Origin of the sequence: Novimethylophilus kurashikiensis (assembly GCF_003112435.1) — a bacterium.
In the GTDB taxonomy this organism is placed as follows: Bacteria; Pseudomonadota; Gammaproteobacteria; order Burkholderiales; family Methylophilaceae; genus Novimethylophilus; species Novimethylophilus kurashikiensis.
In genome coordinates this window covers 87586-112689 of the sequence record NZ_BDOQ01000001.1, presented here as the reverse complement: position 1 = coordinate 112689, position 25104 = coordinate 87586, and the positions used below count along the sequence as shown (strand labels likewise).

The window sequence follows — 25104 nt, the reverse complement described above, 5'->3', positions numbered from 1 at the left end:
CTATCCGATCGCGCCAGGGATACCGGAAAACAGGCGATGCATGTAATCCACCATGAGGTTGATCATCCACGGCCCCGCCACCATGAGCACCACGACGAGTACCAATAGCTTGGGAATGAAGGACAGGGTCATTTCGTTGATCTGGGTAGCTGCCTGAAACAAGCTCACCAGCAAACCCGTCACCAATGCCGCTCCAAGCAAAGGGGCAGATACCATCACGCCGATTTCAAGCGCCTGCTCGACGATGGTCAATACGGTCTCGGGCGTCATCATACGTAGAAACTCTGTATCAACGAACCGATGATAAGACCCCAGCCATCGACCAGCACGAACAGCATAAGCTTGAAGGGGAAGGAAATGGTCACGGGCGACAGCATCATCATCCCCATGGACATCAACACACTGGCGACGACCAAATCGATGATGAGAAACGGAATGAAGATGATGAAGCCGATCTGGAATGCGGTCTTGAGTTCAGAGATGACGTAGGCCGGCACCAGAATCTTGAGCGGTACGGCCTCAGGCCCGTCCAGCGGCGGCGATTTCGAGATTTTGACAAACAGCGCGAGGTCGTCCTTGCGGGTTTGACGCAGCATGAAAGCCTTGAGCGGCTCAGAACCTTTTTCCAAAGCCTGCATGACATTGAGCTTGTCAGCGACATAAGGCTGATAGGCGTCGGTGTAGATCTTGTCGAACACCGGCGACATGACAAAAAACGTAAGAAACAGCGATAACCCTATCAGCACCTGGTTGGGTGGCGATTGCATCGTGCCTAATGCCTGGCGCAACAAAGAAAGCACAATCACGATGCGGGTGAACGCCGTCATCATGAGCAAGGCAGCCGGCAGGAAAGTCAGCGCCGTGAGCAGGATGAGGGTTTGCAGCGAGACCGAATAATTGGTCGCACCGCCAGCACCTGGTGCGCTGGTAAAGGCAGGAATGCCTTGCTCAGCCAGCGCCAGCGTCGGGAGGGCCACACCAACCAATATCGCAAGCCACCGCCAGCCCCTCACTTGCGCTCCTGTCGGGCCGCCATGTACTCCTTCAGCTTTTCAACAAAAGGCGGCATGGCTGGATATGCAGATGCTTGATCGGCGTCATCGGGACGCGGCATTTGGTGGAGCAGATTGACTTGGCCGGTGGCAACACCGAGTACCAGGCGCGTTTCGCCGACATCGACCAGCACCACGCGCTCCTTAGGACCGACGGCAACGCCCGCTACCACACGAAGATTGCCCGCACCGCCCACTTGCCCCGGCGCCATCCGCCGCAATAGCCAGGCAGTGCCAGCGATAGCCGCAAGAACGATCCCCAGGCCCAACAACATTTGCAATGTCCCGGCAACAGGAGATGCAGCGGCATGCGCCGGCGTTTCGGCAGCGAAAGACAGAATTGGAAACAACAGCATTGAGATGCCCGCTGCGCGGCGAGTGCAGGCCAGCATCGGGATCATTTGAGCTTTTTCAGTCGCTCGGATGGCGTGATGATATCAGTCAGGCGAATGCCGAATTTTTCGTTCACCACCACGACTTCGCCCTGCGCTACCAGGCAGCCGTTGACGAACACATCCAAGGGTTCGCCGGCGAGTTCGTTGAGCTCTACCACAGAGCCTTGAGCAAGTTGCAGCAGGCTACGAATGGGCATACGCGTGCGGCCGAGTTCGACGGTCATTTGGACTGGAATGTCCATGACCAGCTCTAGATTTTTTGCAGCTTCAGGCGTGAGGCCGGGATCGGCGCTGAGATTATTGAAAATAGCGGCCCGCGCAGCAGATGCTTGCGGTTCTTCTACCGGCTCGCTTTCCGTCGAGTCGGCAGCGGCTTGTTCAGCCATCGCCGCAGCCCAATCATCGGCGGTGAACTGTTCGTCCCCCCCCGAATCTGCTGCCGCGTTTAGCTCTTCTTCAGCCATTGGCTACCCTGTTACCGTATCTTCAACTGTGAGAAAACGCTTTACCTTAAGTGCGTACTGGCCCTTGTGGACTCCGTAACCGCACTCCAGCACTGGAACCCCCTCCACGCTGGCAGTAATTGATTCTGGAATATCGAGCGAAATAACGTCGCCAACCTTCATCGACAGAAGCTCTCTTACCGTGACTTCTGCCTGCGTCAGTTGAGCCACCAGCTTGACCTCCGTGGCTTGCACCTGGTTGGAAAGAAAGTGAACCCAGCGTTCGTCGACTTCCATGCGATCACCCTGCATGCCTTCGTAGAGCAGATCGCGAATCGGCTCAATCATAGCATAGGGCAGACACACGTGAAAATCGCCGCTGACCGAGCCCAACTCGATGTTGAACGTCGTGGTTACAACGACTTCGCTAGGCGTCGCAATGTTGGCGAATTGTGTGTTCATTTCCGAGCGGATGTACTCGAAATTGATGGGATGCACAGGCTCCCAGGCCTTTTGCAGCTCTTCCATGGCAACGCTCAACAGGTTCTGGATAATGCGCTGCTCGGTCGGCGTAAAGTCGCGGCCTTCGACGCGCATGTGGAAGCGACCATCACCGCCGAAGAGGTTGTCGACCACGAGAAACACCAGGTTGGGATCGAAAATCAGCAACGCCGTACCGCGCAGAGGATGCACATGCACCATGTTGAGGTTGGTCGGAACGACCAGGTTGCGGACAAATTCCGCGTATTTCATCAGCTTGACCGGGCCGATGGAGATTTCAGCTGTACGACGTGTGAAATTGAAAAGCCCGATGCGGAAGTTGCGAGCGAAGCGCTCATTGATGACTTCCATCGTGGGCATGCGCCCACGGACGATCTTGTCCTGGCTAGCCAGGTTGTAGTTGCGCGGGCCGCCAGACTCCTCGACCGATGCATCTTCGACATCGGCTTCGCCGGTAACCCCCTTGAGTAGGGCGTCTACCTCTTCCTGTGAAAGGATATCGTCGGCCATACCCGCCTTAATACCTTACTGAACGATAAAAGACGAAGGAAGAATGACTTCCTTCACCCCTTTGGATGGATCTTTGATGCCAATCGTTTCATTGATCACTTTCCGCAATTCCTCCTTCAACTTGAGGTCACTGCCAGGCTCCATCATTTCTTGCATAGTCTTACTGCGCAAGGTGCTGCTGATGCGATCGGAAATCTTGGACTTGGTTTCCTCTACCTTCTTAACTATTTTTTCGTTAGCCACCTCAAGTTCAACCTTAGGAACCTGAATAAAATGGTTGCTTCCGTCTTCAGTGCGTAGATTCACTGTGAATTTTTCTTCGAAGGCTACCGTGGAAAGCTTGGCTGCGGGTGCTTCTTCCTCGCTAGCGCCCTCTTCCTGCACGACCTCTTCCTGATTCTTCCCGTGTTTTTTCTTGCCGCCCATCAGCATGAATGCAGCGCCACCGCCGACAATGGCCAAAATGAGCACTGCAGCGATGATTATGATCAGTTTTTTCTTGCTTGCTGGCGCTTCTGGTGCGGCAGCGGGGTCTTTTGCCATTCAAGACTCCAAAGTGAAAAATTTAAAACACACGGACGGGACTATAATTTAGTCAGAAACTTCGGAGACATTTTATAAATAAATTCATATAAAAAACAAGTATTTTGCTAATTTATTTTATGCACTTTGTCAGGTCACCCTTGCCGCTGTGTTCGCTAGCATACAGACAGAACACCCCACAACCTCATAACCCATTGAATAAAAACAAAAGGCGCCCCAAAGGGCGCCTTTTTTATTCAAGCCCAGTTCGTCTAGGCAAAGTAATCCACTGCCCCACGCCCTCTGGAGGGCTGAACAAAACTGGTGAATGTCTGGATTGATGCACCGTCCTCGCCCGACAAGGAGAACCAGGCATTAGGATCAGCAGGCCGATTGTTGTTTTCCGCCTGCTGCTGTTGCGACTGCTGCTGGGCGAACGAACCGACATCAACGGATACGCTCCCCATGCCAATACCGTTATCACCCAGCATTTCACGCAAGCGTGGCGTTGCCGCCTCGATAGCTTCGCGTACCGCGGCATGTTGCGTCATGAAGGATAGATTCGCCTGACCATCGCTGATGCTCACCCGCACCTCGAGCGGACCTAATGCAGGTGGATTCAGGTGAATTTCCGCACCGCGAGTTTGATTGCCGACCATCCATACCACCTTGTCGCCCAGACCAGTTCCCCATTCTGATGAGCCCACTTGCTGAGGCACCGTCAGCGGCTTCTGGTCATTGCTAGCCTGATTGACTTGCTGCGTCACCGCGGGAGCCTGGAGTGTAGGCACGGCCGTGCTAGGGGATGCTGAAGGTGCGTCAGTCTTGACGTCAATCTGCTTGCTTGCGAGGACGGAATCGAATGATTTGGCGAGGGTATCGGTAGCGCTTTGTTCGCCGATATCAGGCTTGTCTGAGGTTTGCGGCAAGGCGGCAATATCGGCAGGCTTGCCGTCTTGCACCGGCAATTCCTTGCCGGAAATCGCCGACATGGCGCTTGGCACGCCACGCGTTAAAGCAGAGTTCTCCTGGGCATTATCGCTGGCATTGGACGCCTGGAATTTCTGTACGGGGAGCGCATTGGGATCGATATACAACACTTGCGCGAGCGCAGCGGCTGTCGGGTCTTCCTCACCGACAGCATCGCCTTTCTTGCTCTGATCCTTCAGTGCCGCAATCACCTCCTCAGCCTTGCCCGGCTTGGTTGCCGTCATCTGCTGAGCCAGGATTCTCCCGAAAGTATCGGCGGGGGATTCAGGTGTGTTTTGATCGGTCGTTCCTGCAGCCGCCGCAGCATCCGACGCCGCAGAAGCACTAGCTGCCTTGGCCGATTTCTGGGGTGCAATCAACTGGGATGAAACGTTTACATTTTGCATGTCTTACTCGATTTCAAAACGATCTGATCGAGTTAGAGCAAAGTATATGCCAGAGCTAATCCTGGGAGTTTTCTTCGGCCGCTCGTCGACGCAACGCATTCTGTGCGAATTCATCCTGCAATCGTTGATCGCGGCGATTGTCCTTGCGTATTTCCTCGCGGTCGTGACGATCGCGCAACGCCAGATAAGCCTTGAGTTCGCGCTCGCGCTCCATCCAGATTTCCTGGGCGTTTTCCCAGCGTTGACGACATCGCACGACTTCTTCGGATTGCGAACGTATTGCAATTTCCAGCTTGCCGATGAACTGCTGGAAGTCGATTAAGGTTTGTACCGTTACCCCTTGTCCGGCCGTGTGACCGAGTCTGGCCTGATAGTCGGCGAGAAAGCCTTGCAACTGTTTCAGTTTTTCCTCGGCTTGATTCAGTTGTATGCGATGCCTCTGTAGTTCCTGCGCGGCTGCCTCGCTGCGTTCTTCAGCGAATTTAACCAAGGGTGCGAGCCGGAAGGTAGCCATGGTTCAAGCGCTACGCGTGACCGAACAATCCTGCCAATTGGCCGCGACTGTCTTCCACACTCACGCGCTCCCCGATCGATTGGCGCAGAAATGCTTCCAACTGCGGATACAAGGCAATGGCCTCGTCGATCTCAGGGTCGCTACCGCGCACATAGGCTCCAACACTGATGAGGTCACGGCTACGCTGAAAGCGCGAATACACCTGCTTGAACCGCCGCACGTTGTTGAGCTCTTCAGGCGAGAGCAAGGCCGGCATGACACGGCTGATGGATGCTTCGATGTCGATGGCGGGATAATGTCCGGAATCGGCTAATTGCCGGGAAAGCACGATGTGGCCATCAAGGATGGCACGCGCAGAATCGGCAATTGGGTCCATCTGATCGTCCCCCTCGGCCAGCACGGTATAGAAAGCCGTGATGGAACCGCCACCCTCGCTACCGTTACCGGCGCGCTCAACCAGTTGCGGCAACTTGGCGAATACCGACGGCGGATAACCACGGGTCGCGGGAGGCTCGCCTACGGCGAGCGAAATCTCACGCTGGGCCTGGGCATAGCGCGTGAGGGAATCCATGATGAGCAAGACATTCTTGCCTTGATCCCGAAAATATTCGGCAATCGCTGTCGCGTAAGCCGCACCATGAAGGCGAGAGAGAGGCGAGGTATCGGCCGGTGCCGCCACGACGACAGAGCGCGCCATGCCCTCCTCGCCCAGGATTTGTTCAATGAATTCCTTCACTTCGCGGCCGCGCTCACCGATCAGCCCCACCACGTTGATATCCGCCGTGGTGTACCGGGCCATCATGCCCAACAACATGCTCTTGCCGACGCCTGCCCCGGCAAACAAGCCCATCCGCTGCCCACGTCCGACGGGAAGCAAGGCGTTGATGGCACGCACACCGACATCCAGCGTGTGATGGATTGGAGTGCGCATCAAGGGATTGATCGGACGGCTTTGCAGGGGGATGCGCTCAGACAAGGTAAGCGGCCCCAATAGGTCAAGGGGACGTCCGCTACCGTCGATGACACGCCCTAACAACTCGGGCCCCACGGGTAATTGCTTGACTCGATCCTCCGAGCGCCTGCGAAGAAGCTGCACGCTCTGCCCAGGCTGAGGCGTCGGCGGTGGCGGCTCCAGCAAGGAAACCCGCGCCCCTGGATGAACGCCATAGACATCGGTAGACGGCATCAACAGCAAGCGTTCGCCGGCAAAGCCGACGACTTCCGCATCCACCAATTGCCCATCAGGCAGCGAAACCGAGCACACGCTGCCTACCGGCGCCTTGATACCCACAGCCTCCATGACCAGGCCGGAAACGCGAGAGAGGCGCCCGGTGATGACCCACGGCGATACCCGCGGCAACACCTCGCGGCATTCGCCCAGCAGGTGGTGGCATTTTTGAAGAATGGAGGGAATCATGGAGCTAACCTACCCCAAGCAGGTCAATCGTCTTGATCGAGCCAATCGCTGTCTTGGCCGAGCGCCTTGGCAATGCGCTTCCAACGACTTGGGAGCGTGGCATCGATTTCGGCTGAAGCGGTTTCGATCATACACCCGCCGCGCATGATGCGGGCATCCTCGACGATACGCCAGCCAGCATGGGCCATTTCGGCCTGCATGACATCCCGGATCAGCACGGCATCGTCGGGATGCAAGTGCACGTGGGGATGTTGGACATTTTGCGGCAGGCTTTCCATCGCACTGCGCACGACCGGAACCAGCAATTCGGGCTTAACGTGCAACGCGTGGCGAAGCATTTGCTTGGCCACATCCAGTGATAGCGCAAGGATTTCATGGCCGACACTGTTTGCCAGCTCTTCCTCAAAATGCTTGAGCGCGTTATCGAAACTATCGGCCAGCGTCTTCAGCCGCTCGGCCTGAAACGCAACTTCGACTTGCCCGCTTTGCATGCCGGCCTCATAGCCTTCACGCTGGCCGGCTTCAAAGCCTTCCTTGTGCGCCTCCTGGTGAATGCGCTCGATTTCCTCCGCCGTCGGGAGATGAACGGGTTCTCCGCCCTCGGAAGCGTTTCCTAGATGAGCTTCTGCTTGAGGTTGCTTCTCCAGGTTTTCCAGGCTCCAGCGCATAAAATCCGTCAAATGCTCGCTTTGGGTAAATTTTCCAGCCATTCACCCTCCCTGCGTTTGCCGGAAGTTAGACAAATGCATCTTCGCCCTTGCCGCCAAGCACGATCTGACCTTCGTCGGCCAAGCGGCGCACAATCTTGAGAATCTCTTTTTGCTCCGCCTCGACTTCGGAAAGCCGGACAGGCCCCTTGGCCTCGAGGTCGTCGCGCAGCATTTCTGCGGCACGTTGGGACATATTTTTGAAAATCTTCTCGCGAAGCTCAGGCGTAGCTCCCTTGAGCGCAATGATGAGGGATTCGGACTGAATCTCGCGCAGCAACAACTGAATACCGCGGTCGTCGACCTTGCCAACATCCTCGAACACGAACATCTCGTCCTGGATCTTCTGCGCGAGCTCCGCATCGAATTCCTTGATGTTGCCGATAATGCTGCTCTCCGCTTGCGTCCCCATGTAATTGAGGATTTCGGCAGCCGTCTTGACTCCGCCCATGGCAGTTTTCTTGATGTGATCGCCACCAGCCAGCAGCTTGGTCAGCACGTCGTTGAGTTCGCGCAAGGCATGTGGCTGAATGCCGTCCAGCGTGGCGATACGCACCATCACATCATTGCGCAGGCGCTCGACGAAATGACCGAGAATTTCGCTGGACTGGTCGAAATCGAGATGCACGAGGATGGTCGCGATGATCTGCGGATGCTCATTCTTGATTAGCTCAGCCACAGAAGCCGAGTCCATCCACTTGAGGCTTTCGATCCCGCTGGTATCGCCACCCTGCAGGATGCGCTCGATCAGGTTGGCGGCCTTGTCGTCGCCTAGCGCCTTGGTGAGCACGGAGCGAATATATTCGTCCGACGCCATCCCCAGGGTCGTCCGTTCCTCGGTTTCTGAACGGAATTCGCGCAAGGTATCGCGGATTTCTTCGTGTGTGACATTAGCCAAGGCGGCCATGGCGGTACCGATTTTCTGCACCTCCTTGGGTCCGAGAAACTTGAGCACATTCGCGGCTTCTTCCTCGCCGATGCTCATGAGCAGGATGGCGCTCTTGCGGATGCCGTTATCGTCCATGCTCATACTTTAGTCACCCAATCCTTCAAGACGTTCGCCACCAACTTCGGATCATCCTTGGACAACTCCTTGACCATATGCAAATCGTCTTCGTACGTATGAGCACGCTTGCCGCCGATGTTTACCACATCACCAACACCTTCAGCAGCATCTTCGAGTCCGCCCCTCTCGCCGAATTCGGCTTCGCGCTCAGCCCGTTCTTCGGCCTCGCCGGCTTGCTGGAGATCGCGCAAGGTGGGACGAATAATACCCATCAACAAGTACATCAACAGACCCGCCACTATCAGGTATTTCACCAGGTCCTTAGCCAGGGAAACCATGGAGGGATCTTTCCACAAGGGAGGCGATGCCACCTCTTCTTCGCTGATGTTGAAGGAGGCATTGACGACGTTGAGCGTATCGCCGCGTGTTTGGTTGAACCCCATGGCTTCGCGAGCAAGGTTGTAAATCTGCGTCATTTCATCCTTGGTGAGCGGACGCGTAACCGATTTGCCTTTCTTGTCCTTCTCGGACCGATTGTTCACCACCACAGCCACAGAAAGCCGCTTGATGCTGCCGACCGGGTTACGCACGTGGCTGATCGTCTTGTCCAGTTCGTAATTAGTCGTGGATTCCTTATGGGTTGATCCGCCAGTGGTCTGTGGTGCTGCATTCGCGCCGTTAGCACCTGCAGCACTGCCGGCAGGACGGTTGGGCGCGTTGATCGGCGCAGAAGCGGCACCGGGGGGTTGATTGGACATGGCGCCAGGGACGCCGGACGCGTTGGCACCGGTGTCGGATTGCGTTTCCGAAGTTTGACGGCTGCGGACGGAGCTTTGCTCAGGCGTGGGATTAGGCTTATAGGTTTCCGCCGTCTGTTCCGTCTGCGCGAAATCCAGATCGGCTGTGACCTGTGCCCTAAGGTTGTTCGGCCCGGTAATGGGTTCAAGAATATCCGTGATGCGGCGGATATAGGTTTGCTCCACGGCATGCAGGTATTCGAGTTGGCTCGAATCGAGGCCCAGCGTGTTTTCCTTCTTGTTAGCGGTCAGCAAGTTGCTGTTCTGATCAACGATCGTGACATTAGCTGGCGGCATGTCAGGCACGCTGCTCGCCACCAGGTAGACGATGCCCTCAACCTGGGCCTTATCAAGGGAGCGACCGGGATAAAGATTCACCAGGATTGATGCAGAAGGTTTTTGCTGCTCGCGGACGAAGACGGTTTCCTTGGGGATTGCGAGATGCACGCGCGCACCTTGAACAGAAGAAATGGCCTCGATAGTGCGTGTAATTTCACCTTCCAGAGCGCGCTGGTAGGTGACGTTTTCCTGAAACTGGGTCGCGCCCAGCTTCATGTTGTCCATCAGGTCGAAACCAGCAGCGCCCCCCTTGGGCAAGCCTTGCGACGCCAACTTGAGGCGCGTCTCGTACACCATATTGGAGGGAACGGTAATCGTCCCATTATCCGACATCTTGTAGGGGACGTTGAGCTTTTGCAGAGAATCGATCACGGCGCCGCCGTCACGCTCGGAGAGATTGCTGTACAGCGTGCGGTAATCGGGCGCTTGCAGCCATATCCAGGAGCCGATGACGATGGCAATCACCAGCGCCACGGCGACCATCAACCCGATCTTGCGGGCAGGCGGCAGTTCGTTGAAACCGCGGATGAGCGCGGAAGTCGAACCGGTCGCAGCTTGTTGCTCGGGAGCTTCGGCCATCGTTTAGACCTCGCGACCCATGTTATGAAGAGACGCCCCGGCACGGCGAGAAGACGCAACCACACCGTGTCGGCCCGTTACCGACAAGTGGCGAGCAGGACGCTTGCATTCACCCCCCCTTGTATTTAAAAACATCTCCCGATTCCTGCTGAAATAGTTCTTGGCAACGGCTGTCGCACGGCTGGCATATTGTAAAGGAAAAGACTACAAAACGGTCTGCATCAAAGGGCAAAGAAAAAGCGGGCCCACTTTCGTGAGGCCCGCTTGTTTCAGCCATTCGCGTTAGTTAATCGCGTTCGCCCATCAAAGCCATGAGCAATTGCAACAGGTTGACGAACAGGTTGTAGATATCCAGATAAATATTCAGCGTCGCCATGATGTAATTGGTCTCGCCACCTTGTACGACCTGATTCACGTCGAACAGGATGAAGCCGGAGAAAATCAGCACGGCCACGGCAGAGATCGTCAAGGCCAACGCCGGCACGTGGAAGAACATGTTGGCGAGAGAGGCCACCAGCAAGAGGATCAGGCCAATCATCAGGAAATTGCCGAGGAAGCTGAAATCCTTCTTGCTCACCGTCGCAATGCTGGCCAAAGTCATGAAGATGACACCGGTGCCGCCCGCAGCCAAACCGACAATTTGACCGCCATTACGCAGGTGCAATGCGACTTGCAGGATGGGGCCGAGCATCAGGCCCAGGAAACCGGTCAGGACCAGCAGCAACACGACGCCGACGCCTGAATCGCGGTTGGCTGAAATCCCCATGAACAGCCCGAACATGACAGCCAGCATACCCAACGTCACCATAATGGGATGCTGAGCCATGAACGAAAAGTTCATGCTCATGCCAACCAAGGCGCCCGCCACGGTCGGCAACATCGACAAGCCCAGCAGCATGTAAGTGTTGCGCAGCACCTTGTGAGTGCTCGATGCGACCGTGGTTGAAGATTGGGAAAGTTGATATTCAGACATAAGACGAGGTTTCCTCATGGTTAAAAACTGCTGATAAGACTAGCGAAAGCCCTCGAAAGTTTCAAGCGAAGTCGCTTCTACCCTTGCTTTGAAGTAGTGCTGGAGCGGTTGAGGATGCGATGTCCTCAGAGAGAATTGATGCTGGAATAACTCGCGACTGCATTCCGGGCAGCATATCCGCTGGCTAGTGCCAGTTGATCGGCAAGTGCCTGCGCCCGTTTTTGCGCAGCCAAGCGAGCTTCATCCGAATTGCTACTGTTGTTCGCGTTGCTCGCGCTCAAGTTCTCAGTTTTGCGGTCGTTATTGCCGATAATCCCAGGTTGTTTGCCTGCAGCAGATTCGGCGCGAGAAGCAAGCTGCGTAAAGGCGGATACGGTGCCCTCGCGATTATTTGCCAGCGCGCTGTCCAATGTATTCTGATTGATGGAGAACTGCCCGTTCTCCTGCACTTGCAGACCCGCTTTTTGCAGCGTGCTCTTATTTTCGCCGTTATCGCCGAACACCGATTGAGTCACGCTCTGCGCCTTCTGCTGGGCAACGAAGTCGCTTTGCTTGATATCGGCGGATTGTCGAACGGCGTTAATGGCACTTACCACACCTTGCACAGCAATTTTAAAGTCCTGCAAATTGGGGGATTTACTGAAGTTTTGCAGCGCCTGGGCTTTGGCTTGCAAATCTTCCAGCGAAGACTTGATCTGGGCTTGGGGACTTAATCGGACGATAAAGCTTGTACTACTACCAGTCTGCGTAGACGAATCGCCGCCGTTTTGGCGCACCGTTCCACCTTGCGCTTGTGCAGCGTAAGCACCAATTGCACCGGCAGATAACGTGACACCCGAGACAGCCATTGGAGTTCGTCCTTCCTCACAGCTTGAATTCCAGTATAAAACCGACTGAGCTGAAACTCAAGCATTAAAGGACGAATTCTCCTTATCTCTCAGCAAGTTGCAAATCACCTTCAGCGATACCAATGGTAGCCACCTCGTGAAGCGCTTTCACGAAGTCCGCATCCTCGTGCAGCTGATCCAGGCTGGGCGGATGCGGCTTGCCGTGCATGCGCGCCACACGAGCCATGCTCAGCGCAGTCATTTTCCACTGCATATTGGCCAACAACTCGTCGGCCAGGTCCGGCCGATTGCATACCAGCACCATGTCGCATCCCGCCGTAAGTGCGGCCAATGCCCGCTCTGTAACGCTTCCCGCCACACTGGCGCCTTCCATCGACAGGTCGTCGCTAAAAATCATGCCGTGGAAACCCAGGTGCTTGCGCAACACCTGTTGTAGCCAAATTTTGGAAAAACCGGCCGGCTTCGCATCTACCTTGGGATAAATCACGTGCGCCGGCATGATGGCGACCAATCCCTGGTCGATCATACGGCGGAAAGGCTCGAGATCTTCCTCTTCGATCTTGCTGAACAAGCGCTCGTCAACGGGAATTTCGGTATGCGAATCCGCTGCAACAAAGCCATGACCGGGAAAGTGCTTGCCCACCGCGGCCATACCGCCTTTCTTCAGTCCCAGCATCACCGCATATGAGAGATCGGCAATAGCTTCTGTCCGCCGATGAAATGCGCGGTCGCCGATGACGCCGCTATTGCCGTAATCGATATCCAGCACCGGTGTGTAGCTAAAATCGATGCCGTAGGCACGCAACTCGGCGGCGAGCACCCAGCCAGCTTGAGTCGCCAGATGGCGGGCTTGCTTGGGGCTGCGATCCCAGATTTTGCCAAGTTCGCGCATCGCCGGAATCCGCGTAAAGCCTTCACGAAACCGTTGTACACGGCCACCTTCGTGGTCGACGGAAATCAGCAGCGGCGGCTGACGCACGGCATGAATGGAAGCCGTCAAAGCCTTGAGTTGCGCGGGAGACTGGTAATTGCGCTTGAACAGAATGACGCCGCCGACCAAGGGGTGTTGCAGGCGACGGATGTCGTCCGCGTTGAGTTCGGTGCCCTCGATATCGAGCATGATGGGGCCGAGCGACATTAGAAATTCCTATCTTTCACATCTAGAGTGTCGCGCAGTTTATCGCCCAACAGGTTTACCGCCAACACCAATGACATCAGGCTGCCGCCGACCACGAGCACGTAATGCGAGGCGACAAGCAAGTAGCGCACGCCGTCTCGCAGCATGGCCCCCCAGGAAGCATGGGGCGGTTGGATGCCCAAACCGAGGAACGACAGGCTTGCCTCGGCAATGATCAGACTGGCGATGCTGAAGGTAGCCTCCACCAGCAATGGCGCCGCCAACAGCGGCAAGACGTGCTTGATCAAAATACGCATTGTCGAAGCTCCCAGGACCTGGGCTGCCAACACGTGCTGCCGATTTGCAAGGGCCAGCGCCTGCCCCCGAGCCAGTCGGGCATAGCCCACCCACGAAGTCAGGCACAGGGCGAGGATAAGATTGCCTACGCCCGGCCCCAACACGGCAGCGAAAGCAATCGCCAACAAAATGCCGGGAAACGCCAAGAACACTTCCGTGATTTGCATGAGCAAGCGATCCAGCCAACCGCCGTGATAGCCGGCGATCAATCCGACCAAGGTGCCAAGGATGAACGTCACCACCGTCACACAGCCCGCCACAGTCAATGATACGCCGGCCCCAGCCAGCAGTCGTGCCAGCAAATCGCGACCTAGATCGTCGTATCCCAGCCAGGCGTCCATACCGGGACCGGCGAGGATTTTGTCGAGGTGAATCGCGTCCGCCGATAACCCTAACCAAGGAGCAACCAGGGCGAGAAGAATCCAGAACGACAAAACCGCAGCAGATCGGCTCATCGAGTAAATCGGACCCGCGGATCGAGTCGTGCATAGGTAAGATCAGTCAGCAGGTTGACCAGTACATAGATCAATGCAATCACCAGCACGCAGGCTTGCGTCACCGGGTAATCGCGCTTTTCGATGGACTCTACCAAGAGCCGTCCCACGCCGTCCCAACCGAATACCGTTTCGGTAATCACTGCCCCTGCCAGCAGGGAGCCCAATTGCAACCCAACGATAGTCACCACCGGCAACAGCGCGGCTTTAAGCGCATGGCGTAGCACGACCACCCGCTGAGACAGTCCTTTGGCGCGCGCCGTGCGCACAAAGTCCTCACTCAGCACTTCCAGCAAACTAGCGCGCGTCATGCGCGTCAAAATCGCCGTCAACCCGCAGGCCAACGTCAGCGCCGGTAACACGATAGAAGCACGACTCTCCATGCCGTTCACCGGCAGCCAGCCTAGCCACAGCGCAAACACCAGCATCAACAGCGGCCCCAGCCAGAAGTGCGGCATCGCCGAAAGCGTCAAGGCCGATACCGTCGCCATCTTGTCCGGCCATTGTCGGTAGCGAATGGCTGCCACAATACCCAACGGCAGTCCGATAAACAGGGCAATACTCAAGGCCAGCAACGCCAATTCCACCGTGGCCGGCAGACGTTCCGCCAACAATCGAGAAATCGGGGTATGGGTGTGGATGGAATAACCGAAATTGCCTTGTGCCAGCTTGCCCAGGTAAGTAACGAATTGGATGGGCAAAGGCTGATCCAGCCCCAGTTCGGCACGCAATTGGGTACGGTCGGCTGTAGTAGCAGACTCGCCCAGCATCACCTCGACCGGGTCGCCCGGTACCAAATGCACCAGTAAGAACGTGAGCAGCAACACGCCGAATACAACGGGGATCACCCCGAGCAAGCGTTTCAGGAAGGAATTCAAGCGCGGATGAGCACCGGCGTCCCCACCGGTACCAAGTCGAACAAGGCCGTCACATCGGCATTACGCATGCGAATACAGCCATGAGATCGCGCTACACCCATTGGCTCGCTATCAGGCGTACCGTGAATGTAGATGTACCGCTGCATAGTGTCGCAATCCCCTAGGCGATTTTTTCCGGGTTCGCACCCGGACAGCCAGAGAATCCGTGTCAGGATCCAATCCCGTTCGGGATATTGCGCAGCCAATTCCGGCGACCAGATTTCGCCAGTGGGACGACGGCCGATAAACACCGATCCTAATGGCTGCCCAGCCCCGATCTTGGCGCGGACCACATGCATTCCAGTCGGTGTACGATAGCTCCCCTTCTGCTCCCCAACGCCCTTCAATGCTGTAGAGACAGGATACTCGGCCGCAAGCTTAGCGTTTTCGTCCAACACCTTGAGGCGTTGGCCTGGAATGAATATTTCAATTTTCATGCGACCGAGTATGCATGCAAAAGTTAAAACAAGTGATATAAAGACAGTGAAATAGTTTTGCCGTTATTGCTATCGCCATATGCCAAATATGGGCCATCACGATAGCCATCCAGATGCGAATATCCAACCCCTGGCATCACGTAGGTATTGGGTAATGCCTGCCAATGCGCAAATAAACCTACCCCGTAGCCATCCGTCGGATGAAGGGTAGTCTCTGAATACCTCGATGCCGACTCGAAGTGGGTGAAATGAATTTTCGGCACCAGCGTTAAGCGTTCGCTCACCTGCTGATAAAGACCCGCACTCACTGTATGGCGATCGGGAAGCTCATCCTGGTCAGATACTGAAGCTTCATATCCCGCATATCCTTGCAATTGATCGGACCATTTCCAGCCCATTACGACATCGGCCCAAGCCCCTGTGCGATGCTTGTTAGCGGTATTCGCCTTGATGCCTAATACCGCGGACAAACTCAGCGGCGAGCTGGCGCCATCGATAAACCGATGTTTCACCCATACCTGGAGGTTCTCATTGCCATTCAGATCGGTGTGCGCTTCGGTAAAGCGGATCGTGCTCCCTGCTGACGCATTGCGGTCTCGTCGGAGAAAGGACTCATACGGCAAGGCCACGCCAATTTGGCTCTCATAGCCCAAGCCATAGCGCAACAAAACTTCCTCGCCCACTGTTTTGAATTTCTCCTCGCCTCGACCTGAAAATCCCTTGTATTCGAGCCCATAGGAGTGCGAGTAGGTCGATTTGGAAATACTAGCTTGCAAGTCGATTTTTCCCTCTTCGAGAATATCGGTCGGAAAAAGATAATTATCAGCCAACACTAGCGCGGGATGAGTTGCGCATAGCAACACAAGCAATGCAGAACTTTTTTTCATTGTTATTAACTTCCTATTGTTGTTATTAATATTAATATTCAGATGCTATTTCAACTTACGGCGGAACGTTTGCATCCAATCCCAATTGCCGTCCGGACTGAGATGATCGCCGGCAAAACCTGCCTGCATGGCAAGAAACTGCCCCTCGTACCATAACGGCACATACGGCAACAGTTCATGAATACGAGCTGTTGCGGCACTCCAATCGCCTCGTTCAATCTCGCGATCTAGAATCTCATCGGCCACACGGCCACGATTAGCACCTGCGGGCGGCACCGACGCACTATGAAACGCAAGCCGATAAATCTCCGGCGTCTTGATACCCACCCAAGTCAAGCCGTAGAGCTGAAATTTACCATGCTTGACGTCGTCGAAGAACGTACCCCAATCGAGGCTGCGAATCTCGAGATCGATGCCGGCCTGCTGCATTTGCGCTTGCATGATGGTAGCGAGCCGCACTCGCTGAGCATCCGTAGACGTTTTATAGACCAGTTTCAGCGGCAAACGTATGCCGGCCTCGGTCAACAACCGCCGCGCCTCCTTTGGATCGTGCGGATAAGGCTTAAGGTTAGGATTTCCCGCCCAGTGCTCGGGCGGCAAAATCGCAGTAGCGGGTCGAGTGCCGCCAATCATGGCCTGGTGAATAATCGCATCACGGTCAATCGACAAAGTAATGGCCCGCCGTACGCGCACATCGCGCAAGACCAGGTCTTGCATATTGAAGCCGAGGTAGGAGTCATTGGTGCCCGGGACTTCTTTCACAACAATACTCGGCTGACGTTTGAGATAGACGACCAGTTCCGGCGGCAAATCGCCTTGAAGCATGTCCGCCTCTCCGCGCAGCAACTTAAGCACGCGCACCGTCGGGTCGCGTACTTCTTGCAGTACGAACCTTTGGCCGTCGCTTACGCGCTGCAATTGCAACGCCCGGTTCCATGCGACAAATTTTAGCGGCCCGCTGCCGATGGGGTGATGCGAGAAATCATGCGCTTGCGCCAACAGCCGAGCAGGCAAGATGCCGATGATAAGTCGGGCAGGAAATTGGTCGTCCGCGTGTTTGAGCGTGAAATCGACGGTGTCGGCATCAACAGCTAAAACATCGGAAATGTTTGCGAATTCTGCGGTATGAGGTGAATCCTTAAGTTCAAGCAAGGAGCGGTAGGTCGCAACCACATCCTCAGCCGTCAAACGGCTGCCGTCGTGGAAAGTGCGGCCATCTGTCTTCAGGGAAAATCGGCAATGCCTGGCATCGCTGCAAATCCAAGTCGCGAGCGACGGCACGGGGCGGTAATGGACATCGAAATCTACCAACTGATGATAGATCAGCCGATTAACCCGTTCCGATGCGGCGTCGGTGGCATAGCGCGGATCAAGCGTCAGAGGTGCTTGGGCGATGGCGAAGCGGATTTCGTCGTGGGTAGCGGGCTTGCCGCAAGCAGCAAGCCCAACCATAGCTAGAAGCAAAAACGCCTTGACGCAAGTAACGATGCTCGCGGTTGAACGGTGTTCAGGCATGGAGCGAATTTCCATGCTGCGAGTCTACTGGATACCCAAGGGGATCGGAACGATCAGGAAGGCCATGCAGCTTTTCTAACGTTCGAATACGGCCATCGACTCCACGTGGGCCGTGTGCGGGAACATATTCACCACGCCCGCCGCCAGCATGCGATACCCCTTCACCTGCACTAGCACCCCGGCATCCCGAGCCAATGTAGAAGGATTGCAGGACACATAGACGATACGCTTGGGACCGCCCTCTTCCGGCAAGGCCTTGATGAGTTCCATGGCACCGTCTCGCGGCGGGTCGATCAGCCACTTGTCGAAATGCCCCAGCGCTTGCAGGTTGTCCGGCTCGACCTTGAACAAATCGGCCTCGTGGAACTCGGTCTGCGATACCAGTCCATTACGTTCGGCGTTGGCCTTGGCACGGCGCACCAAAGCGTTGGAACCCTCGTACCCCACCACCTTGGCGCCCTTGCGCGCGATCGGCAACGTGAAATTGCCCAGCCCGCAGAAAAAGTCGGCGATACGCTCCCCAGGCTGCGGGTCGAGCAAGCCAATGGCGCGCCGCACCAGCACTTGGTTGATATGCGGATTGACCTGGGTGAACTCAGTCGGCGTAAAGGGGTAGCGCAAATCGAATTCCGGCAAGGCGTAGGTCAGTTCCTGCGCATCTAGCGGATGGAACGGCACCGCGGTTTCCGGCCCCTTGGTCTGCATCCAGACTTGGACATTGTGCTGGTCGGCAAACGCGCGGAACAACAGCTCATCCTCGGGCGCCAAAGCCTCGAGAATACGGAACACGAGGACGGAGGTGAATTCGCCCACGGCCACTTCGATCTGCGGAATACGATCGCGGATCGAGGTCTGCATCAGCAGTTCTTGCAGCGGCACGATGAGCGCGGAAATATGCGGCGGCAAAATCTCGCAAGTTTGCATCAGCGCGACATAGCTCGAGCTTTTTTCGTTGAAGCCCACCAGCACCTTGTTCTTGGCCGGCACGTAGCGTGCACGCAAACGCGCCTTGTGGCGATAGCCCCAGGCCGGACCGTAGATGGGCGGCAGCATACTCTCCGGCTTGACCTTGGCGAGATGCCAGAGATCGCCTTCCAGGATGCGCTGCTTGGCCGCGACCTGCGCCGAGAATTCCAGATGCTGCATCGCGCAACCGCCGCAGACGCCGAAATGCTGACATTTCGGCTTAACCCGATTGGGCGATTCTTTCAATACCCGTTCGACACGGGCGAATTCGTAGGTCGGTTTCTTGCGGTAGCTGGAATAGACGACCTTTTCGCCGATGAGCGCGCCCTCGATGAAAATGACCTTGCCTTCTACATGGGCGACGCCGCGCCCTTCCTGGTCGAGCGACTCGACGATTGCGATAGATGAATTTTGCATAACCGCTTATTTTACCTGAGCTGCCATGTCCAGTGTTTACCCCAATACCCACCCCTTCCGTTCACTCGTTTGGTGCACGTCAACAGGCCTACGCACCTTCGTCATGCGTTTACACTACCCCGTATGCCTTGAAAACCGCATCAATCCTTGAGTTGCGTAAGGCATATTTTTTGCATTTAGAATGGGGTCATAAAAAAGTAGAGAAGGACGAGCCATGCTAGGCCCGGTCGGCGTTCAAGCACTGAAGAACATGGGAACACTCTGCCAGGAAACGCACGATTTTGAGGAGCAAGCCGCGCTTCTGCGCGGATGGAACCAGGACTACGCGCAGATTTCCTCGGGCGCCTTCAGCGGCTATGTCTCGGATATGCGCTTCGAGGACGTGCACCTTTTTCTGGAATACACCAGCCAATCGCTTTATCAGAGCGGCCGTCTGGACGACGACACGGTCGCTATTGGCATCCCCCTCACCGCGCAGCATCAAGGCATGTTCTGCGGTAGCGTCAGCACGGCAGAATCCATGCATGTATTTTCTGGGGACGACGGCTTCGAATTTTTTTCACCTGGCGAACTGGTGATGGGCGGCATTTCCGTTAGCCGCTCGGCGCTGCTTAACAGCCTTGCGCCACAAGAGCAGCAATGGCTCATGCAGCACGACGGCCAAGCCCATGTGCAGAGCCTGGACCCGGCCAAAGTACAGGCCGTGCGCGAGTTCATGTCGGGCGTGTTTCACTTAGTGGGACAAACGCCGGAGATACTGGAAAACCGCCAGATAACGGCCTCCATGCGCAGCACTGTACTAGGACTGCTGGCCGACTGCCTGATCGACAGTCAGCAGTTGCAATCGGAACATCTCTCCCCAAGCAAATGCTGGCACATCGTTTCAGAATCGCGGGCACTGGTTCATAGCCGTTCCGAAAACCCCGTCAGCGTCGCAGAACTATGCCAGCACCTCGGCGTTAGCCGCCGCACCTTGCAATACAGCTTCCAGAATCTCCTCAATACCAGTCCCGTCGCCTACCTGCGATCTCAACGCCTCAACGGCACGCGCCGCATGCTCAAACAAGGAGTTTCGGTCACCGATGCCGCCACGGCTTGGGGGTTTTGGCATTTCGGTCATTTCTCGCAGGAATACAAGAAGCTTTTCGGAGAATTGCCGTCAGATACACTGCGTCGTCAGGGAGAGATCGCGGCAAAAAAACACTAATCAGGCGTCAAGAACCTTGGGCTCAGCTTTGAATCAAGATAGCATCACCGATTAATCGCTGAGTTTTGGCAAATCGCTAAGTGCAATCTCGGCCACATCGCTTTCATCCTTCAGGCCAACCCCTGAGAGCTTCAAGCGCATGGCCTCCTTGACCAGCCACAGCGTCTTTCGCGCTGCGGCTTCGTATCCGAGACCTTCCGGCCGGACGTTGGAAATACAGTTTCGTTCAGAATCCTGACGTCCCACTTCTGGGCCGTAAGTGATGTAGATACCCAAGCTGTCGGGCGATGAGAGCCCTGGGCGCTCGCCGATGAGCATCACGACCACACGAGCTTTCAGCAAGGCACCGATTTCATCGCTCAGAGCCACACGTGCCTGGGTCGCGACCACCACTGGCCCGACTCGCCATTGCGACGGCACCAGTGTCCGCATCTGCTCCATGACCGCCAACGCATGGTTGCTGACCGCCATCGAGGACAAGCCGTCACCGATGACGAAGGCAATCTCGCACTCCTCCGACTGGAGGCTTGCCAGCAGGTCAACACAGAGGTTCGACAGCTTGCGTCCCAGATCGGGCCGCAGCAGGTAGGTGGAACGATCAGGCGCGGCGCTTTGTACCAGCAAGGTCTCGAAGCCGTGCTGCACCAAGGCGTCGCATAAGGCTTGCGCATCCAGCGGCGTGTGTACCGCATCGCGCGCCATCGCATGCGACATACCGAAATCCAGCACCTCCCTGGTGGGCAAGCTGGTTCCCACGCGGCCCAAGGCAATACGAGCGCGCGTGAAATTACGCAGCTGCTGCCAGGGGTCGACCGACAGCGGGTCATCGGAAAGCAAAGTGGGTTTCTCAGGGGTACTCATTCAAAAATCCAATATCCAATCCGGTCTTGTTGTCGCGCAATCCGTCTGCGCGACTGCGCTTTAGGCCGCCAGCAAATTTCGCGGCATGTTCTGCAACATGCTGTGCGCGTTGGTCACCGGTTGCACCAAGCCATTCTCGTCCATGATGTTCATTTTTTTCAGCCACTGCTCGAACTCGGGCGCGGGCCTCAAGCCGAGGACCTTGCGCAGGTACAGCGCATCGTGGAACGAGGTGGTCTGGTAGTTGAGCATGATGTCGTCGGCGCCGGGGATGCCCATGATGAAGGTAATTCCGGCGGCACCCAGCAGGGTCATCAACGTATCCATGTCGTCCTGATCGGCCTCGGCGTGGTTGGTGTAGCACACGTCGCAGCCCAGCGGCACGCCCAGCAGCTTGCCGCAGAAATGGTCTTCCAGACCGGCGCGGATGATCTGCTTACCGTCATAGAGATACTCCGGCCCGATGAAGCCGACCACGGTGTTGCTCAACAGCGGCGAGAAACGTCGGGCAATGGCATAGGCACGCGCCTCGATAGTTTGCTGATCTACGCCGAAATTGGCATTGGCCGAAAGCGCCGAACCCTGCCCGGTTTCGAAATACATCACGTTGTTGCCCACCGTCCCGCGTTTCAAGCTAAGGGCGGCCTCTTGCGCTTCTTGCAGAATGCCAAGATTGATACCGAAGCCCTGATTGGCTTTTTCGGTTCCGGCGATGGACTGGAACACAAGGTCCACCGGCGCGCCCTTTTCCATCACCTGAATCTGGTTGGTGACGTGCGTCAGCACGCAGGATTGGGTGGGGATGCCGTATTGGGTAATGACCTCGTCCACCAGGTCATACAAATCCATCAGCGCCGGGATGCTGTCGGTGGCCGGGTTGATGCCGATCACCGCATCGCCCGAGCCGTACAACAGCCCGTCCAGCATGGAAGCCGCAATGCCGCGGGCGTCGTCGGTGGGATGGTTGGGTTGCAACCGAACGGAAAGCCTGCCCGACAGACCGATGGTATTGCGGAAAGCAGTCGTTACCTGGCATTTGCGTGCAACCAGAATCAAATCCTGGTTGCGCATGAGCTTGCTCACCGCTGCCGCCATTTCGGGCGTGATACCGGACGCAACGCGTCGCAGCGTCGCCGTATCGGCTTGGTCTGAAAGCAGCCAATCGCGAAAACCGCCGACGGTCAGGTGGCCGATTTCCTTGAAGGCCGTGACATCATGGCTGTCGAGGATCAGGCGCGTGATTTCGTCCTGCTCGTAGGGAATCACGGCTTCAATGAGGAATTGCGGCAACGGCACATCGGCCAGGCACATCCTTGCAGCCATGCGTTCGGCATAGGTTTCCGCCGCCACGCCTGCCAGATAATCGCCTGACCGCGCCGGTGTGGCCTTGGCCAGCACATCTTTCAAATCGGCAAACTTGTAGGTTTGCGCCCCTACGGTATGACGATATTCCATGAGAATGTCTATCTCTCTTGCGGTTGAGTCTGTAGCGCAGGCGGCCTCGCCTTGATCGATTCCTTAAAGTCGCCTGCGCTACAGGCCCCTCCCATGAGGAGGGGCTGCATTGCTTATGACAATCTACTACTCCATTAGGCCGTTGCAACCGCGTGATGCTTGTCGATGGCAGCATCGCGGTGGTGCTTGGTCATTAGGAAGTAACCGAAGGCCAGCGCCATCAAACCGGTGAAGATGCCTGCCAGCAACTGGTTGTAGTAGATCATGGTGACCAGGCTCACGCCGGCCAGCACCAGAGCGATCAGCGGGAACGCCGGATAGAACATCGCCGGGAATGGACGGGCCAGGTTGGGTTCGTTCTTGCGCAGGGCGAACAGACTCAGCATCGAAATCATGTACATCACGATGGCGCCGAACACGGACATGGTGATGAGGTTGGCCGTCAGCGTCTGGCCGCCGAACTGGATCAGGTCGTCGCTGAAGATAGCGGCCACACCCACCACGCCGCCTGCGATGATGGCGCGATGCGGCGTCTTGAATTTAGGATGCACGGCGGCGAAATACTTGGGCATGTAGCCGGCACGGGCCAGCGCGAAGATCTGGCGCGAGTAACCCAGGATAATGCCGTGGAACGATGCCACCAGGCCGAACAGGCCGATCCACACCAGCATGTGCAGCCAGCCGCTGTTGGCGCCGACGATCATCTTCATGGCTTGCGGCAACGGGTCGTTGATGTTGGACAGCGCCTTCCAGTCGCCTGCGCCGCCGGCGAATACCATCACGCCGAGGGCGAGCGCCACCAGAGTGAGGATGCCTGCAATGTAGGCAATCGGCACGGTGCGCTTGGGATTCTCGGCTTCTTCCGCTGCCATCGCCACGCCCTCGATTGCCAGGAAGAACCAGATGGCGAATGGAATGGCCGCCACGATGCCGGGAATCACCGCCCAGCTAAAGCTCTCTTGTCCGGCCCAGCCGTGTGCGACGAAGTTGCTCACCGAGAAGCCAGGCGAGACGACACCCATGAACACCAGCAATTCGATGATCGCCAGCAGGGTGACGAAAAGCTCGAACGTAGCCGCGATATGCACGCCAATGATGTTGAGTGCGATGAACACCACATAAGCGCCCGCCGCCATCATCTTGGGATCAACACCCGGAAACTGCACGTTGAGATAAGCACCGATGGCCATCGCGATAGCAGGTGGCGCGAATACGAATTCCACCAGGGTGGCGAAGCCCGCGATAAACGCCGCTTTGGACCCGAAGGCGCGGCGCGCATAGGCGAAGGGACCACCGGCATGGGGAATGGAAGTGGTCAGCTCGGTAAAGCTGAAAATGAAGGTGGTGTACATCACTGCGATCAGGATGGACGTCACCATGAAACCCAGCGTGCCGGCCTTATCCCAGCCGTAGCTCCAGCCGAAATACTCGCCCGAAATCACCAGCCCCACTGCCAGGCCCCACATATGCCAAGCGTTGAGGGCGGGCTTGAGGGAATGCGCTTCGTTACTCATCGCCTTGCTCCTTGTTAGCCCCGCTTGTCGGCGAGGCATCGGTTAATAATTGTTCGATTCGAGCCCTAAACCGGCTCACCTCACAAGCAATGTAAAACCGTAAGAAGTCAGGTGCTATCCCATTTTGGCAATGGGAAGAAGATGATAAAAGTTAAGCCTTCCAGGCTTCCAGGAATTCAGCCCAATGCGAACCGTTGTAGCTCGCTAGGGTTTCGCGAACCAGGTTGATTTCCCGCTGGTAGGCATCCTGGGTCAAAACGCCGCGCATGAGTTGGAAACGCAGGAAGACGAGGTGCGTGTTCGCCACATCGGTTTCGCAATAGTTGCGTATGCCTTCGATCTCGCCGCGCTGGAAAGCGTCCCACACCTTGGAGCCGTCCATCCCCAGCTTGCCGGGGAAGCCGCACAGCTGCGCCACTTCATCCAGCGGAGCACAAGCACGCGGCTGATACATGGAAATGACATCCATCAAATCCAGATGCCGCATGTGGTAGCGGCTGATGTAGTTGTTCCACTTGAATTCGCGATCGTCATCGCCGAGATCCCAATAGCGCGGCGCCTGGATTCCATGAAGCATGGCGCGGTAATGCAGCACCGGCAGATCGAAACCGCCGCCGTTCCAGGAGACAATTTGCGGGGTGTATTTTTCAATGCCATCGAAGAAGCGCTTGATGATCTGCGCTTCCCCGTCCTCGGGCGAACCCAGCGTCCACACTTTGAAGTTTTCGCCCTCGCGCAAAGCGCAGGAAATTGATACGACACGCTGCAAATGCAATTGCAGGAAATCGGTGCCGTTCTGCTGCCGACGTTGGTGGAAAGCCAGGGACGCGATGTCCGCCGCAGGTGTATCGGGCGGCAGGTCGTTAAGCCTGGCAATGCCGGCGGTATCGGGAATGGTTTCGATGTCGAAAACTAAGGTGGGAGTCATGCGGCACGATCCGTAGCGCAGGCGGCCTCGCCTGCTTTGAAGAAACTAGATTA

General features: G+C 56.4%; 26 protein-coding genes. 1 reads left to right on the top strand and 25 read right to left on the bottom strand.

The annotated features are described in order from the left end of the window. The 21 genes from fliQ to rlmD form a co-directional block, all read right to left on the bottom strand. Positions 1-270: a flagellar biosynthesis protein FliQ gene (fliQ, locus tag NMK_RS00525; protein WP_109013953.1), complete on the bottom strand. Its 270-nt coding sequence runs from the start codon at positions 268-270 to the stop codon at positions 1-3. After that, complete coding sequence (fliP, locus tag NMK_RS00520; protein ID WP_109013803.1) at positions 270-1013, bottom strand: flagellar type III secretion system pore protein FliP; 744 nt, start codon at positions 1011-1013, stop codon at positions 270-272. Before fliP ends, fliQ begins: the two co-directional genes overlap by 1 nt. Further along, entirely contained in the window at positions 1010-1453 is a 444-nt protein-coding gene (fliO, locus tag NMK_RS00515; RefSeq protein ID WP_109013802.1) for a flagellar biosynthetic protein FliO, read from the bottom strand. The genes fliP and fliO overlap by 4 nt, the downstream gene beginning before the upstream one ends. Continuing rightward, the gene (gene fliN, locus NMK_RS00510) at positions 1450-1911 is read right to left on the bottom strand and encodes a flagellar motor switch protein FliN (RefSeq protein ID WP_109013801.1); all 462 of its coding nucleotides are present in this window, start codon (positions 1909-1911) and stop codon (positions 1450-1452) included. Before fliN ends, fliO begins: the two co-directional genes overlap by 4 nt. A 3-nt stretch (positions 1912-1914) precedes the next feature. After that, positions 1915-2901: a flagellar motor switch protein FliM gene (gene fliM, locus NMK_RS00505; RefSeq protein WP_109013800.1), complete on the bottom strand. Its 987-nt coding sequence runs from the start codon at positions 2899-2901 to the stop codon at positions 1915-1917. 15 nt (positions 2902-2916) lie between these two features. Then, complete coding sequence (locus tag NMK_RS00500; protein ID WP_109013799.1) at positions 2917-3444, bottom strand: flagellar basal body-associated FliL family protein; 528 nt, start codon at positions 3442-3444, stop codon at positions 2917-2919. A 251-nt stretch (positions 3445-3695) separates the two neighbouring features. Further along, a complete protein-coding gene (locus NMK_RS00490; protein WP_109013797.1) occupies positions 3696-4799 on the bottom strand; it encodes a flagellar hook-length control protein FliK in 1104 nt (367 codons plus the stop codon). A 55-nt stretch (positions 4800-4854) separates the two neighbouring features. Next, positions 4855-5313, bottom strand: coding sequence for a flagellar export protein FliJ (fliJ, locus tag NMK_RS00485; protein WP_109013796.1), 459 nt, complete (start codon positions 5311-5313; stop codon positions 4855-4857). A gap of 10 nt (positions 5314-5323) precedes the next feature. Then, positions 5324-6730 (bottom strand): flagellar protein export ATPase FliI, encoded by a 1407-nt coding sequence (gene fliI, locus NMK_RS00480; RefSeq protein ID WP_109013795.1) that lies wholly within the window; start codon positions 6728-6730, stop codon positions 5324-5326. A 23-nt stretch (positions 6731-6753) separates the two neighbouring features. Further along, positions 6754-7440 (bottom strand): flagellar assembly protein FliH, encoded by a 687-nt coding sequence (locus tag NMK_RS00475; RefSeq protein WP_109013794.1) that lies wholly within the window; start codon positions 7438-7440, stop codon positions 6754-6756. 25 nt (positions 7441-7465) lie between these two features. Next, entirely contained in the window at positions 7466-8461 is a 996-nt protein-coding gene (gene fliG, locus NMK_RS00470; RefSeq protein WP_109013952.1) for a flagellar motor switch protein FliG, read from the bottom strand. Positions 8462-8463: 2 nt separating this feature from the next. After that, positions 8464-10158: a flagellar basal-body MS-ring/collar protein FliF gene (fliF, locus tag NMK_RS00465; protein WP_109013793.1), complete on the bottom strand. Its 1695-nt coding sequence runs from the start codon at positions 10156-10158 to the stop codon at positions 8464-8466. 286 nt (positions 10159-10444) lie between these two features. Further along, the gene (locus NMK_RS00460) at positions 10445-11131 is read right to left on the bottom strand and encodes a Bax inhibitor-1/YccA family protein (protein ID WP_109013792.1); all 687 of its coding nucleotides are present in this window, start codon (positions 11129-11131) and stop codon (positions 10445-10447) included. 125 nt (positions 11132-11256) lie between these two features. Further along, entirely contained in the window at positions 11257-11979 is a 723-nt protein-coding gene (locus NMK_RS00455) for a hypothetical protein (protein WP_109013791.1), read from the bottom strand. An 82-nt stretch (positions 11980-12061) separates the two neighbouring features. Then, a complete protein-coding gene (nagZ, locus tag NMK_RS00450) occupies positions 12062-13117 on the bottom strand; it encodes a beta-N-acetylhexosaminidase (RefSeq protein ID WP_109013790.1) in 1056 nt (351 codons plus the stop codon). Then, positions 13117-13908, bottom strand: a complete 792-nt coding sequence (locus tag NMK_RS00445) for an ABC transporter permease (protein WP_109013789.1) — start codon at positions 13906-13908, stop codon at positions 13117-13119. The genes nagZ and NMK_RS00445 overlap by 1 nt, the downstream gene beginning before the upstream one ends. Continuing rightward, the gene (nikB, locus tag NMK_RS00440; protein WP_227871286.1) at positions 13905-14825 is read right to left on the bottom strand and encodes a nickel ABC transporter permease; all 921 of its coding nucleotides are present in this window, start codon (positions 14823-14825) and stop codon (positions 13905-13907) included. The genes NMK_RS00445 and nikB overlap by 4 nt, the downstream gene beginning before the upstream one ends. Next, positions 14822-15301 (bottom strand): L,D-transpeptidase, encoded by a 480-nt coding sequence (locus tag NMK_RS00435; protein ID WP_109013788.1) that lies wholly within the window; start codon positions 15299-15301, stop codon positions 14822-14824. The genes nikB and NMK_RS00435 overlap by 4 nt, the downstream gene beginning before the upstream one ends. Positions 15302-15324: 23 nt before the next feature. Next, positions 15325-16188: a hypothetical protein gene (locus tag NMK_RS00430; protein WP_109013787.1), complete on the bottom strand. Its 864-nt coding sequence runs from the start codon at positions 16186-16188 to the stop codon at positions 15325-15327. Between the two features lie 45 nt (positions 16189-16233). Further along, positions 16234-17703, bottom strand: a complete 1470-nt coding sequence (locus tag NMK_RS00425) for an ABC transporter substrate-binding protein (RefSeq protein WP_370848360.1) — start codon at positions 17701-17703, stop codon at positions 16234-16236. A gap of 75 nt (positions 17704-17778) precedes the next feature. After that, positions 17779-19086, bottom strand: coding sequence for a 23S rRNA (uracil(1939)-C(5))-methyltransferase RlmD (gene rlmD / locus NMK_RS00420; RefSeq protein WP_109013786.1), 1308 nt, complete (start codon positions 19084-19086; stop codon positions 17779-17781). 214 nt (positions 19087-19300) lie between these two features. Between rlmD and NMK_RS00415 the strand changes: the two genes are divergently transcribed. Then, complete coding sequence (locus NMK_RS00415) at positions 19301-20293, top strand: helix-turn-helix domain-containing protein (protein WP_109013785.1); 993 nt, start codon at positions 19301-19303, stop codon at positions 20291-20293. A gap of 51 nt (positions 20294-20344) precedes the next feature. On the opposite strand, the gene eutC is transcribed toward NMK_RS00415, so the two are convergent. From eutC to NMK_RS00395, 4 genes are all read right to left on the bottom strand, one after another. Further along, positions 20345-21154, bottom strand: coding sequence for an ethanolamine ammonia-lyase subunit EutC (gene eutC / locus NMK_RS00410; RefSeq protein ID WP_109013784.1), 810 nt, complete (start codon positions 21152-21154; stop codon positions 20345-20347). Between the two features lie 60 nt (positions 21155-21214). Further along, on the bottom strand, positions 21215-22609 hold the full coding sequence (locus NMK_RS00405) for an ethanolamine ammonia-lyase subunit EutB (protein WP_109013783.1): 1395 nt from the start codon (positions 22607-22609) through the stop codon (positions 21215-21217). 134 nt (positions 22610-22743) lie between these two features. Continuing rightward, positions 22744-24123 (bottom strand): ethanolamine permease, encoded by a 1380-nt coding sequence (gene eat / locus NMK_RS00400; RefSeq protein WP_109013782.1) that lies wholly within the window; start codon positions 24121-24123, stop codon positions 22744-22746. A 151-nt stretch (positions 24124-24274) separates the two neighbouring features. Continuing rightward, the gene (locus NMK_RS00395) at positions 24275-25051 is read right to left on the bottom strand and encodes a 3'-5' exonuclease (RefSeq protein ID WP_109013781.1); all 777 of its coding nucleotides are present in this window, start codon (positions 25049-25051) and stop codon (positions 24275-24277) included. Between the last annotated feature and the right edge of the window lie 53 nt (positions 25052-25104).